Here is a 14,689-nt window from a genome sequence, read left to right as displayed (position 1 = left end):
ATTATTTCTGCGACTCTAAGAGAGCAAACACTTTTTCGTTCGTAAGCATCATGGTTACATAGTCGTGAGCGCGAACAGGGTCAACGGTTTTGTACTCTTCAATAAGGTGTTTCACGTCGTGGTTGACCGCTTCTTCGGTTACTTCCACCTTCTCTTCTTTGGCGATGGCACTCAGGACAAGTTGCAACTTCGCCCTCTTCTCGGCATCTGGTCTCCAGTCTTTGCGGAGATCATCTTCAGACTTTTTGATTTGTTTCATGTAATCCTCCATCGTCATTCCCATCCGCGCTACGTCATCATGGAACCTTGCGTGCATCTTAGCCAGCTCACTTTCAATCAAAGCTTTCGGTACAACGACTTTGGTTTTTTCTAAAATTTCTTCGACTAAGGCAAGACGTTTCTTGTCGTGAGCTTTACGTTTTTTTTCTTCGGCTAAGTTTTCTTTAATTTGTGATTTGAAATCATCCACGGATTTAAAGTTTCCGAGTTTCTTAACAAACTCGTCATTCACTTCAGGCAAGGCTTCTTTTTTGTCGGTGGCGTTTTCTCCCGCGGAACTTTGAGCAATACTCTTGCGAAGATTTTCAATAAAATCTTCAACCTCTTTTTCAGACACAGTAACGTCTTCTGTCTTTTTTAAATTTAGGGCAACAGCAATTTTTTTATAATCCGGCAATGTTATTTCTGGAAAAATGGAAACGGTGATGGTAAAGGCGAGCGGATTATTGAGCGCTAATTTGCTAATGGCTACACGCGGTTCACCAACAACGTGGAGTTTCTTTTCATCCATGATTGTAGGAAAAACTGATTCAATAGAATCGTACGCCGCTTCTTCAAGAATGGCTGGTTCGCCGATTTTTTGGATCAAAATATGCTCAGGAACATGGCCAGCTCGAAAGCCATCAACAGAGATTTTTGAGGCCAATTTCTTGATGGCTTTGGTTCGGTGGTGAGCAAGTGTTTCGTGAGGAACTTCAATTGAAAGTTCGAGCTCAGACTCCGGTAGGTTTTTTTCGTCGGTGATTTTATAGTTGGACATACTAATATACGAATTATACCAATCTACTAATAGCTACTAATCCTACGATTTTTATTCGTAGTTATTCGCAGAATTAGTATGCATTAGTATATTGGTATTTTCCTAGTGTGCAAGTAGGGCTCCCCAAATGTAGAGTCCAACAACCGCGACGATACAAAATATGACCACGGCCAAAAAGAAAGTTTTTAGATGAAGGGGTTTTTTCTTCGGAGTAGAAAAAGAAGAAGCGGTGGTAAAACTTTTCACCGGTGGTATGGTTGGCGGTGGTGTGAGGGTGGGTTTGAAAGTTTGCACTGACGGAGAATTTCCGAAAACATTTTTCAGTTCACGTGGTGGCGTGATCTTCAAAAATTCCTTGGCAGAGAGGTTTGGAATATTTTCTGCTTTTGGAAGAAATTCCTGAGATTGGGAACCGGTTAAAAGTTTTTCGTCTGTTTGGTTTTCCATGGGAGTAATTAAAATTAGAATTTAACTATTTTATTATACCAGATTTGGAAGAAAGGGTTTAGGGGAAAGGGGTTAGGGTTTAGGTAAAGAAAAATCCCCCCGCTGCGCAAAGCGCAGCGGGGGGATTTTTCTTAAACTTTATTTAGCAAGCAAACTAACCATGAGAAGCGCCACAATGTTGAGAATTTTAATCATCGGGTTGATTGCCGGACCCGCGGTATCTTTGTACGGATCGCCAACAGTGTCTCCGGTAACAGCAGCCTTGTGAGCGTTTCCGCCCTTGCCTCCATGATTACCTTTTTCAATATGTTTCTTGGCATTGTCCCAAGCTCCGCCACCTGAAGTCATTGAAATGGCAACGAAGAGTCCGGTGACAATACTACCGACGAGAAGTCCTCCGAGAGCAACTGGACCTAAAAGGAGTCCGACTGCAATTGGAGCAACAACAGGGATGAGTGCTGGCAAAATCATTTCCTTAATGGCGGCGGTGGTGACGATGTCAACGCATTTTGCGTAATCTGGTTTTCCACTACCGTCCATAATGCCTTTGATTTCTCGGAATTGTCTTCGAACTTCTTCAACGACAGAACCGGCGGCTTTTCCAACCGATTCCATTGAGAGTGCGGCGAAATAGTAGGGAAGAAGACCTCCAAGGAAAAGTCCAACAATTACTTTTGGATCTTCGAGCGTGAAAACTAAATGTTTGCCGAGATTGGTAAATTCCTGAGTGTATGAAGCGAAGAGTACGAGCGCAGCGAGACCGGCAGAACCAATGGCATACCCTTTGGTCACCGCTTTTGTGGTATTTCCAACGGCGTCGAGTGCGTCGGTAATTTCACGAACTTCATCCGAAAGTTTTGACATTTCTGCAATACCTCCGGCGTTGTCAGTGATTGGACCGTAGGCGTCGATGGCCACGATAATTCCTGACATCGAAAGCATTGAAACGGCGGCAACTGCAATTCCGTACAAGCCGGCGTAGTGGTAGGCAACGAGAATCGAAGCGACAATAACAAGGAGTGGAAGTGCGGTTGATTTCATCGAGATGGCCAAACCTTGAATGACGTTGGTGCCGTGACCAGATTCTGAAGCCTTGGCAATTGATTTAACAGGAGCGTAATCAGTTGATGTGTAATATTCAGTAATGACAACCAACAAACCAGTCATCGCGAGACCGACGAGTGTACAAATGAAGAGAGCTCCTGTTGAATATTGTCCGTTGCCAGTCATGAGCATGTTGGTGACAGGATAGAAAGCGGCGGCGGCCAAAACTCCAGAGGCGATCAGGCCTTTGTAGAGCGCCGACATGATATTTTTTGAAGATCCCAATCGAACAAACCATGTTCCAATAATTGAAGCAAAGATGGCGACACCTCCCAACACAAGAGGGTAGATCAAAGCTGAAGAAAAATTTGGAAACAATAGATTTCCTAGAAGCATCGCGGCGACGGTCGTGACCGCGTAGGTTTCAAAAAGGTCTGCGGCCATACCGGCGCAATCTCCGACGTTATCTCCAACGTTGTCAGCAATAACGGCAGGGTTGCGAGGATCGTCCTCAGGAATTCCAGCTTCAACTTTTCCGACGAGATCAGCTCCAACGTCAGCCGCTTTGGTGAAAATTCCTCCGCCAAGTCGCGCGAACACTGAAATCAAACTGGCTCCGAAACTGAGTCCAATCAAAGCTTTAACATCGTGAGTGATGGCGTAAAATCCGGTGACGCCGAGAAGTGCAAGACCAACAACAAGAAGTCCGGTTACTGAACCGCCCTTAAAGGCAACTGAGAGTGCTTCTTTCATACCAGTTTTAGCGGCTTCAGTGGTGCGAACATTTGATCGAACTGAAACGTTCATACCAACGTATCCGGCAAGCGCAGACAAAACTGCTCCTACAATGAAACCGATAGCACTCGTCAAATCGAGGAGATACCACATGACAATAAAGAGAACGACAGCAATTGGCGCAATGGTTTTGTACTGGCGATTGAGATAGGTTTTAGCGCCGATTTCAATAGCCTGAGCAATTTCTTGCATGCGGCTGTTGCCGGTACTTTTTCGGAGGATGATGCTGATAAGTGTGGCTCCGTAGGCGATGGCGACAACTGAAGAAACAAGAGCGAAAGTAATTCCTGGTGTCATATATAGTAGAACGATTATTTTGTAACGTTAGTAATTATAAACACTAATATACGAAAGCTTTGAATAAATGCAAGTTACCGACTGTCATTCCCGCGAAAGCGGGAATCCAGGAAATGAAAAACAAAGAAGATCTGGATCCCCGCGTTCGCGAGGATGACAGAGCGAAACAACTATTTCTTCTCCACAACTTCCTCTGGCGCCACCTCAGCCAAATTTTCTCCCTTGGTGCTTTGAATATCAATTTTCCAACCGGTAAGTTTGGCGGCGAGGCGAACATTCTGTCCACCTTTTCCGATGGCGAGAGATTGCTGATCTTCTGCAACTTGAACTTCCGCTTTGTGCTCAACTTCGTTTAGGTTGATACTCAAAATTTTTGCAGGAGAAAGTGATCCTTCCACAAACTTTTTTTGATCAGCTGACCATTCGATAATATCAATTTTTTCTCCGCCGAGCTCACTCATAACTGTCGAGACGCGAACACCTCGTTGACCAACGAGAGAGCCGACAGGATCAATGTGTGAGTCGTTCGACATTACCGCAATCTTACTTCTCGAACCGGCTTCTCGGGCCACGGCTTTTACTTCAACGGTTTTATTAGCAATTTCGGGAGCTTCAATTCTGAAAAGTTGTTCCAACATTTTTGGATGAGAACGAGAAAGCTTGAGGAAAATACCACGAGGGGTTTCTTCTACTCTATAGAGATACGCTCGAACTCGCTCGCCTTGTTTGTAGCGCTCTCCTGGGATTTGCTCTTCAAAAGGCAAAATACCGGTGGTTCGTCCCATATCGACAAAAATATTACCTCGCTCAAGTCGTTGGACAGTGCCGGTAACAATTTCACCTTCGCGAGCGCCGTATTCATTCATGACGGAAACTTTTTCCGCTTCTCGAATTTTTTGCATGATCACTTGCTTAGCGGTCTGGGCGGCAATACGGCCGAAATCTGATTTTGATTCGAGAGGGAAGGTAATTTCGTCGTCGAGGATGGCATCCTTTTTCATCATCTTGGCGTCGTTGATCAAGATGTGGTGTTCGGTGTTGTATAAAATACGATCGTCTTCTGGGTCGCGTTCTGGAATTTCTTCGTCTGGATTTTCAGTTGGCATGATGACTTTTGTGTCATCCACCACGATTTTCACCTGGCTGAATTCGGTTTTCCCGGAATTCAAATCAAATTTAGCCCTGACGATCTGGCCTTTTTTGCCGTACTCTTTTTTATAGGCAGTGGCGAGCGCCGCTTCGATAGCTTCTAAAATTTTCTCACGAGGAATACCTCGCTCTTCTTCAAGCTGGTCCAACACTGAATTGATGACTTTGAGATCAAACATAATAGATTTTTAAGGAGTATAACGACTATAAAAATCATTACCTCCTCACTTAATTAATAATTAAATAATTGATGATTCCGCTATTTTTCTAAAAAAACGAGTCCGCCGCGAGGCGAACTTCAACCTCCAAAGAATAGCATGGAGAATAGAAAGTAGCAAGTAGACAATACGGGGGAGAGTTGGGAGGTTATCAACAGTAAATTTCTACATTTTTATCGCAGATACTCTATAATAGAGAAGATTGTTCTTAGCTTCATGCTAATTATCTAAATTTTCTAATAATTTAACCACTCTATATGTCTAACAACCAAAAAGCAGGGCTCGTAATTACAAGTTTGTGGTTGATGATTGTGGCGATGTTTGGATGGGTTCTCACATCTGTTGTGTACCGAGACACCACTCGAGAAACCCTCTCAGCCCATAAGACCATGATTTTAACCCGAGCAACAGAGGCCAAAGCAAAACCTCTCACAGAACCGGAAAAAATCGCGATGTTTAATTTGATCAGCGGAGGTCAGATTAATCAATATAATTTTTCTGAGAGCGATTTGAAATTATTAATGCAAGCGCTCAATAAATAAAAATTATGAAATTAAAAAAAATATTTCCATTGCGTTTCGTTTCTCTGGCCTTCGTGGCAATGTTTGTTTTTAATTTTCAGGTTCCAGTTGCAAGTGCGGCGTCACTCACTGGTTCTTACGGCGGTAGTAGTAAAACTGATTGCTATTACGCGGCTGCAGAGATTCATGCAAAAGGGGTTCATGAGGCAAACGCTGAGGTTCACGTGGATAATGGCACCGACAGCCGTAATTATTTTATGGTAGCTCCCGCATATGAACAATCCAATAACATCCAAAAATATGCTTTTTCGTATCAAATCGCCTCGTCATTTCAGAATGCTTTTTTTGGAATGTTGAAAATGGGTTCGGGGAGCAAAACGATAAACCCTGACACCCCAGATCCAACATGTCTGTGGCGTAACTTTAGTGGATTAATAATTGACGAAGGAAAGGCACAACTTATAGGTTCCGCCGCTGGAGTTTCACTTAGAGCGGCTGGAAAGGGCGGTTATACACCCCCCAACCAAACCATACCGGATTATTATTCTACGAGCTATATAGCAGACTTCTCGGGACACGGTGCCGGACTGGCTTCGGGAGTTTCGACTTTTACAAATTCGAGTGGCGGAAAAACAGAATATTCTTCGCCTAGCGCAGATGGAAGCATGAAGCTGGTTCAGAAGCCGTTATATCCTATTTCAATCTTGGTGGATGACCAAGGCAAACGCGTTGGGGACATATATTCAAGCGGTTATTCGTGCGGAGCTACCGCGTACTATAAAGACGCTGAGGGTGAGGCAGATTTTATTGGTAGTATTTCTCATCAGGACGAGTCAACATCCGTTGGTGTCTATCCTGGGCAAAATTTTTCTCAAGGATCTTCTTATTCGCAAGGTGCCCCGGGCGATCCGGATGATCTTAATAAAATTATCTCCGGTAGGAGTGTTAAATATTATTTTGATGAAAATTCTCCGATTGTCGACCCTAACAAACTTGGCCTCTGTACGCCCACTAGCAACCCAAAAGAATACAGTTGTCCTAGTGGTCTTCCACCGACAGCCGACAGTATTGCTCAATTTAATCAAGATGTAGCGGGGTTTGCTGGATCTGGGTTAAAATTGGTAACTTTCAATGTGGTTGAAGCAACTGCCCGACCCGCTTTCGTTTGGCCAGTTTGGACAGAGAGGGATGAAAATAATAATCTTGTAGGACCTCTTCCCGACGAAGGTGAACTCCGAGAATGGGCTTCTCAAGTTCCCGCCACTCTCGTTTCAGCTTGTTCCCCACAGCCCGTGAAAGTTAACACAAGCACCGCTTCTTGTAGTGTTAGTGCTTCTCCGTCTAGTGCAACAACAGGATCGTCTGTGGTTTGGACTGCAAATGTTAGCCCGAGTGATTCGTATACATACACATGGTCCGCTTCTGGTACCGCTTCTGGTAACACCTTAACCACTTCGTATTCTTCTCCGGGTGAATATTCTGTAACCACAACTGCCAAAGATTCTGCGGGTGGATCAACACAGTGTTCAAATACAATTACAGTAAAGTCTGCCACAAGTGTGATTGTTCCAAGTTGTGAAGTGATACCGAGTCCCGTAAAAGTTGGTTCTCCGGCAACATTTCGAGCATCGGCAACCGGTGGTAGTGGAGCTTACACCTTCACCTGGTCAGACGAAACTGGTGTGATTGGAACTGGCCCAAGCATTACAAAAACTTTTTCTTCTCCTGATTTAAAATATATTACTGTCGATGTTGCATCTGTTGGTTTTGAAAATAAACAATGTTTTGTCCAGTTGCAGGTGATTAACGAACCACTTAAAGCAGATGCGTCTTGTAGTGTCGCCCCGAGCTCTGTCACCGTTGGCGAAGGCGCCACATGGACTGCGCCGACACCAACAGGTGGTACGGGTTCATATTCGTATGAATGGTCAGGAGATATTGACGCAAGCGCAAACGACAAAACGCTTAAAGCTGTCACCTCAAAACCTTACACAACACAGGGTACAAAAATGGCCAGCGTAAAAATAAGTTCCGGTCTTCAGAGTGTCTCCGCAAACTGTTCCTTGCCAGTTTCTAGTAAGCCGATCATTACCCCTCCGTTACCAAACCTTATTCCACTCGGAGCTTCTGTCCTTTCTCTCGGTCCTAATAGGCCGATTCCATCTTGCCCACAAAATCCAAATGGCACCTGTCTATTGGGCAGTACAGTAACATTCGAAGTTCAGCCACAAAATATTGGTTTGGGTTTTGCCGGTCCCGACTTTAGCGTGAAGCTTCAAAAAAAATCAGCCAACGCTGACGAAAATTCTTATAGCGATGTTGGCACGACCGCAAAAGTTTCTGGTGGACTAGCATTTTTGGAATCAGTTACTAAAACCGTCGAGTACAGTTCTCTTGCAAGCGACTCAAGCTCAGCCGGGTATGATTTCAGATATTGTGTTGATTTGCCACCATCACCAAATGGATTGGTTAATGAAGGTTCAAACGAGGGTGATAACTGTTCTGGTTCCACCAATTTAGTTTTTGCAAAAGATACGACGGTTGAAACTCCAAAAAATGTTACTCCAGCGAAAGGTGCTTGTACAAATCCGGCCACTGGAAAAATCAATATTTCATGGAGTCCTGTGGCCGAAGCTGAAGGATATCGGGTGTACCGGGGTTCTTCACGCAATTTTTCTGCTGATTCAAACACTCTTGTAAAATCAGTTAATACTCCAAGCTATTCGGATTCTGGTTTAGCTCCAAGAGTTGATCACTACTACAGAGTGGCGGCATATAGAGGAGCAGTCACCAGTAATCCATCAGAAAGTGTCATGTCTCAAGCTTCAGAAACCTGTCCAGATTTGACCATAGAAAATATTGAATTAAAAAGTGGGGGTAAAACGGTAACTCAAGTAGTTGCTGGGCAACGGATTTCTTTTGCCACAATGGTTAAAAATACAGGTGGGGATTTTTCAGGAACCTTTAATAACCAATTTGTTCTATCTAAACAAGGCGTCAATCTGCTTTCGCCCCCTATCGTATCTTTGTCTGGTTCAGATTTGAAAAGAGATTCAAACTTATCGCCATTAAAGACGTTAAGTTCGTGGCCTTCCGTTGAGGGTGATGATTACAAGATTACAGTTTGTACTGACCAACCTCCTGAGCAACCGGGGCTGATAAAAGAAGACAACAATGCACATAACGCCGACACAATTTCTAGTAATTGTTCGAGTAAAATTTTTTCCGTCCTTCCAGGAAGTTCTTCTTTGATAAATGTAACCTTGCAAGCCGACCCGCTAATTATTGACTACAACAACCCAGCAAAGCTTCAATGGACCACTACTGGTAACCCTCGAGGGTGTTCCTGGGTCACTTCAGACTCCAAGGAGTTCAGCACACCTAGCCCCACAGGAGGCAATTTGACCACCGGATCACTCACTTCTAAGATCAAATTTGCCTATCAGTTGCAGTGCCAGTAGACTCGAGTCAACTGCCCACCTGTGGATAACTAACCAAAAACAATGACCAAACCGCCCTCATAAACAAGGGCGGTTTGATTTTTACCCCTTTTGTCCCCAAGGAGAACTGGAAAATTGATTGATTTTTCTAGGTTCTGTGTTAGATTTCAGAAAGGACTTGACACGGCTTTTGTGAAAAACTTTCCATTGGTATGGATTGAAAAGACAAAGGCTAAACCCCAAAAGGGAAGGACAGAAAGATGAAAATTGGACTGTTGTGGGGATTCACCCCACTTTGCCTCTTTGCTCTGACGCTTGTCGCGTCTGAACAAGAGTTTCAACTCCCCATTGGGAGGAACTTTGAAAATCGTGACGCTGAAGTCAGCCTCGAATTTTTGGGGTACGCGGAGGACGCTAAGCTAGCAAGGGATACCTTTGTTTATCGTCCAGTGGACGGACCTCTCAGGGAGGTTGTGAAAAGGCGGGTTGAAAAACTAGCCTTGACCTACATTTCCTTAGCTTCCCCTGCGGATGCAGAACATTACTTCGAGGTAGTCGTTACACCAGGTCCGTTCGCATACGGAGACTTTAAGTTTAAGAAGACCCGAACAGGCTGGGTCCTCCCTCAAGATGTGAAGGATGCTCCTTTACAGTACGGAGTCTCCGCATCTTGGAAACTTCGTGGGATTACCAGCGTTTCAATGCGACTATACCGCGGTTCCAAAGAGGTAAAGTATTACTCGACTAAGGACGGCGTAGGGGGCGATTCTCCTTGCGATATTGGCTCTGCTCAGAGCGTTCTATCAATGGGCTGGGCGTCATTGAGTGGCGAGTACTCTTATCCTTGGCTCAAGGAGTCTTGGTGGGATTCGGGAGCAGTTACGCTCGAGGGTTTTGACGGTTTCGCAACCTTCGACGTTATCGACGGGCATCTGCTCGAAGCCTCCAATCCCAAACCGGGATTCGTCGCGCAGTTGGTGAAGCCAATCGTGCCGCTCCGGATTACCGGAGTCGTTCCAAAACCTGATGGATCGGTTGAAGTCCGTGTTTACGGGGACTCAACTCCCTTGAGCACGGTGGAATCTTCCAACCTCGATGGTGAGTGGTCTCCGGTTTATCCCGCAGTTGGCGGGTACGGCTTGGAGATTCTCTCCGACGGCACCAAGGGGGTAGTTTACCGCCCAGACCCTGGAGTGTCGTCCGGATTTTTCCGAGTTCGGAACGTTACTCTCCAGGAGAGGGCAAAGTCGCCGCCTCCCAAGTGATTCGTCACAAGTTTATCGCACCCAGCATTGATTCTCATGCTGGGTTTTTCATATCCACTTTTCCGTTTTTTCCCACATTTTATAAATCCAAATTTTTTGTGGTATACTCTTAAGATAAAATAATTGACACACTGTGACTACTATTTTTTCTCAAACAAAAGTAGGAAAAAATTTCGCCGCTTCACATCTCATTAAGCGCGCAGGCGGATTTCTTTTTATCTTTATTTTTTCTTTCTCGCTCATTGTTCCAAATATTTCTTCGGCGCAATCAGTAGATTTGCCCGGCACTCCGTATGTTATGGCGGGAACAGGAAGTTGTGCTTCTGGCGCCAACAAAATTAAACTTTCTTTTGCGCAAGACACGCTAGGTCCCGCCACAGATTACTACTTGAGTCGATCGCCATTTTCCGGTGGCGATTCTGGCTGGGGAGACATTCAGCATGTGACCGACCTCAATGACTTTTCTCCAATTGATAGCACTTTCGCGCACGGAGCAATGTTTTCATATCAAGTTGTTGCCGTGGGTCCAGGTGGCAACCGCTACTCGCCAATTATTTCTGCTAACACGCTACCTATTGAAAGCCGCCAAATCACTCAAACCATAAATTTTTCAGCTGCAACAAACAACTGGCTTGCGCATGCTACCTTAAATTATTTTGATCCCTCTCTCGGCACTCTCACCGCTCTAGAGATTGCACCTACTTCGATTGTCAAAATAAATCAAAAGGTGGAAAACACTGCCAATCACACTATTTCAGTTGGCGGTTCTAGTTTAGCGACAAGCACTTTCACTCTCCCGGGACATACATCAAAAAGTTATTTCGCAAATTCTTTTGCTCCGGTTGCCATCACTGCTTTCGACGGCGCGCTCGACTACGTTGGCTCAAGTTCATTTACCAATGGCACAACAACATACAATCAGGCCGCGCCGGTTATTACCATTGTTGACCCCACTGAACTTTCTAATTACATTAGCGCGAGTGCAGGGGGAATAGATGTCACTCAAGACGTTTCAACTTCAGCTACTTCGTTTGCTGAATCCTCACCCTACGGTACCGGACCTTTTTCTCATTTTCCACTCACACAGACTACAAGTAGTGCTGTTGTTACGTACACGTACACGAACGCTCTATGCAACAATCCAGCGATTTCTTTTTCAAGTGCGCCTATCGTAATCCCCCCAGGAGATTCATCAAATATTAAATGGGATCCCGTAAGTACTACAAGTTATGCGCCGTCACACGTTGCATGGTGCTATAGCCCAGTCAATACTGGTGGAAGCCAAATTCCTAGTTTTTACAATAGTGGAGGTGTCGCATATCCGCCGAGCGCGACGACCGCCGATGGCGATGAATGGGTAACGCCTGCCAGTACTAAAATTTATGGCATCACTTGTTTTAGTAGCGATCCTGCCTTAGGTTTGGCCGGTGCCGGCAATGAATTTGTTACTGGAACAGTGCTTGTGCAAGTGGTAGATAAACCAGGGGAACCTCATGTTACCGCTACCACATCTTCTTGTGGCGCCGGCGCAGGAAAAATTTCCCTAAGTTTCGTTCAAGACTCAGGTGGTCCCGTGACCGATTATTACCTCAAGCGAGATCCGTATTCTGTTCCGGATTCAAGCCCAAGTTCTGGTTGGGGAGACATTTTACACGTTACTAGTTTTGCCGCACTCCCTGCTACCGATTCAGGATTAACTCCTGGTGGTTCATATCAATATCAAATTTTGGCGAGAGGTCCAGGTGGGGATAGTTGGTCTGATTTGCCGGCTTCCTTAACTGCCGCAAGTAGTGCGTGTCTGCCGCTTTTCGTTCATTGTTCTGCCGCACAACCGTTGGGTGGCGTAGATTTGCAAAGCGTTCCGCCTGACACGGTGATTTGGACAGCGACACCAGAAGGAGGCAGTCTGAGCTACACCTATCTTTGGACAGGAGACGCTCCGCTCAACGGTAATACAACCGCGGGGATTTCTCTCAATTACGCCGGTACACTCGCTGGTCAAAAATATGGATTTGTTACGGTGACTGATACCAGTAGTCCACCACTGTTCTACGGTCCTATCGCTTGTGGATCAGTGAACGTCACGGATTCAAATGCGAACTTCAATCTTACAACCTCCGCAACAACTGCCAGCCTAAAATTTATTAATGAAGGCGCTGTTTCTACTCCGGTTAGAATTACTATTTCACCTGAACCCGGCTTTGTTGGCAATGTCACAATAAGTGCACCCGCAAGTGTTGTTGTCGGTGGAGTAACCATGAATGTTCGTTTGTACCGACACGGAACACAAGCCTTGGTAACCTCACCGGTTTCAGTTTCCCAAGCACAATTTTCTGATGGATTAGATATGGTTTTGATTGCCAGTAAGCCAGTTCCTGCGGCATCATATCCAAATGTTCTTACGATAAACGGCGTCTCTGGGGCAAAAAGTGATTCGAAGGCCATTAGTCTTGATGCGAGTTTATCTAAACCCATCTTCGAGGAATTTTAATTAAAATTTCGTAGGATTCGGTAATCCACCCCCCCCCCCCCCGCAGGCCTTTGGCCTGCGGGGGTTTACGTTTCCGTTATCAACATCACACCATTTTTCTCTGTGCTATAATTTGATAAATGAAAAAGAACTTTTCTCTCAATTTTAAAAAATTCTCCATTTCTAAATTCCAGTCACTTTTTCTTCTCTTGACAGTATTTTTTGTTTTCTCTTCGGCTGTTGAAGCTGCTCCCGTTTCAAGTAATCCAGTGACAGTCTACGTTAGGCCAAGTGTTAGTTGTACCGTTAATCCTAAATCTATTGTAGTCGGCCAATCTGCAACATGGACAGTAAATACGCTACCTTCCGCCCCACAAACCTACGACTACGCATGGACTAGTGGCGATTCTTCATCTTCAGGCGCAAAAAATGGAAATTCTTACACGGTCGCATACAAAACTGCCGGTACTTTTACCGCTTCTGTTACTGTCACTCCGATTATTCCCGGCATAGACCCGACCATTCTTAAACAGATAACTGTAACCAAAACTTGTAGCGGTTCAGTGACTGTCGGTGGCAAGCCCGACCTCACTCCACTCGGTGCCGAAGGCGCGGGTCCTGGCTTAAACCATCCAGCTAACAACGGAAGTTCGAAATATATACCGGGCGTTTCAAACACCATTAATTTCCGCGTTGACCCTCAAAATATTGGTGCAAGTTTTGTTCAAAATTTTAAAGTTTCGCTTCAGCAAAAAAAACACAAGGAGTCGGATAATTTATATTTATCGCCGATGTTTCCAACGCAAGTGTCAGGTGGTTTATTAGCTGGACAAACTAAGGCCGTAACTGTTAGTGGAAATTTTAATGCTGAGACATTAGCCGACAATCCAGATGGATATGATTTTCGTTACTGTATTGACATACCGCCTGAAAACCCCGGAGTAATCGACGAAGGCCCAGACGGTGAAGATAACAATTGTTCTGATTATTATTTCTGGGCGCCAGTTTCAGGAAATTTTACAGTAGATTTCACAGCTTTTCCTCAGTCGATCACTCGTGGTGGAACAACCCTATTGAAATTATCCTCAAACGCCGACTCTTGCGAACGCACCATTGGATCTCCTAGTTTTTCTGACGGTCCGATTGGAACTGGTGGCGATTTTGCCACACAGCCTGTAACTACAACAACCTATAGTGTTACCTGTTCAAAGAGTGGTTTTTCTGACGAAACTAAAACAGCGACCGTTACCGTTAGGCCAAATATTCCCGCTGAATTTTCGGCTAGTTGCCAGAGAACTGATCCTCCTTCATCAACCGGAGCGGTTGTTGGATTGCCACAAAATATTACCTGGTCAGCCTCTGTTTCTGGCGGTACAGCTCCCTTTACTTACCAATGGCGCAAAGATCAGTCTGAAGCGTTGAGCGCCCCACAAGCCTCAAACGTTGCGACTCTCAATTACGACACCTCTGGCGTGAAATATGCCTTTGTCACGGTTACGGATAGCTCTCTTAGACCCAAGGTTGTTTCTGATGAGCAATGTTCAATTCCGTTACTTATAAACCCAACACCGACTGGAGACTTTAGTTTGATCGTCGATCCAATAGAAGTGCCGATGAAATTCGTAGGACAGAGCGCTAGTTCAGTTCCAACTCATGTGAAGATCAGCGCTTTCGGTGGTTTCTCTGATCCGGTTACAGTGGGAGGTGAGCCTGGTAAAGCCTTGCCAGCGTTTATTTTAGGAAACCAAGCTGTTCCACTCACGTATGAATTTTATACAGATAAGGATTTGAAAATTTCCGCTCCTACCCGGATAATAGACAAGGATCATTACACAGCGGGGTTATACATGAGAATTAAGGCCAACAGACAAATTCTCGATGGAATATATGACATTTTGATAACAGGAACTTCGGCTTCAGTAACTCCACCTGACGGCCTCTTGCATCTTAACGTTGAGGTGATTACGCCTATCTTCAAAGAAATTTAACAAAAAGAAAGCGCCG

The 14,689-nt window shown here is 45.0% G+C and carries 9 protein-coding genes; 5 read left to right on the top strand and 4 right to left on the bottom strand.

Annotation, left to right across the window (positions count from 1 at the left end):
* Nucleotide 1: 1 nt before the first annotated feature.
* From V4467_04870 to nusA, 4 genes are all read right to left on the bottom strand, one after another.
* On the bottom strand, nt 2-1,039 hold the full coding sequence (locus V4467_04870) for a trigger factor (protein ID MES2088292.1): 1,038 nt from the start codon (nt 1,037-1,039) through the stop codon (nt 2-4).
* A gap of 102 nt (nt 1,040-1,141) precedes the next feature.
* Nucleotides 1,142-1,486, bottom strand: coding sequence for a hypothetical protein (locus V4467_04865; protein ID MES2088291.1), 345 nt, complete (start codon nt 1,484-1,486; stop codon nt 1,142-1,144).
* Between the two features lie 138 nt (nt 1,487-1,624).
* Nucleotides 1,625-3,622, bottom strand: coding sequence for a sodium-translocating pyrophosphatase (locus V4467_04860; protein MES2088290.1), 1,998 nt, complete (start codon nt 3,620-3,622; stop codon nt 1,625-1,627).
* A 170-nt stretch (nt 3,623-3,792) separates the two neighbouring features.
* Nucleotides 3,793-4,950, bottom strand: coding sequence for a transcription termination factor NusA (nusA, locus tag V4467_04855; protein MES2088289.1), 1,158 nt, complete (start codon nt 4,948-4,950; stop codon nt 3,793-3,795).
* A 296-nt stretch (nt 4,951-5,246) separates the two neighbouring features.
* Between nusA and V4467_04850 the strand changes: the two genes are divergently transcribed.
* From V4467_04850 to V4467_04830, 5 genes are all read left to right on the top strand, one after another.
* Nucleotides 5,247-5,531, top strand: a complete 285-nt coding sequence (locus V4467_04850; GenBank protein ID MES2088288.1) for a hypothetical protein — start codon at nt 5,247-5,249, stop codon at nt 5,529-5,531.
* 5 nt (nt 5,532-5,536) lie between these two features.
* Nucleotides 5,537-8,971, top strand: coding sequence for a PKD domain-containing protein (locus tag V4467_04845; protein ID MES2088287.1), 3,435 nt, complete (start codon nt 5,537-5,539; stop codon nt 8,969-8,971).
* 452 nt (nt 8,972-9,423) lie between these two features.
* Complete coding sequence (locus V4467_04840; protein ID MES2088286.1) at nt 9,424-10,215, top strand: hypothetical protein; 792 nt, start codon at nt 9,424-9,426, stop codon at nt 10,213-10,215.
* Nucleotides 10,216-10,348: 133 nt separating this feature from the next.
* Entirely contained in the window at nt 10,349-12,706 is a 2,358-nt protein-coding gene (locus V4467_04835; GenBank protein MES2088285.1) for a choice-of-anchor E domain-containing protein, read from the top strand.
* Nucleotides 12,707-12,825: 119 nt separating this feature from the next.
* Nucleotides 12,826-14,673 carry a hypothetical protein gene (locus V4467_04830; GenBank protein ID MES2088284.1) on the top strand — a complete coding sequence of 616 codons (1,848 nt, stop codon included), beginning with the start codon at nt 12,826-12,828 and terminating at the stop codon, nt 14,671-14,673.
* Nucleotides 14,674-14,689 lie beyond the last annotated feature (16 nt).

Source organism: Patescibacteria group bacterium (assembly GCA_040390045.1).
Classification (GTDB): Bacteria; Patescibacteriota; Minisyncoccia; order Phycocordibacterales; family SIBU01; genus SIBU01.
This window is presented reverse-complemented; position numbering and strand designations above follow the sequence as displayed.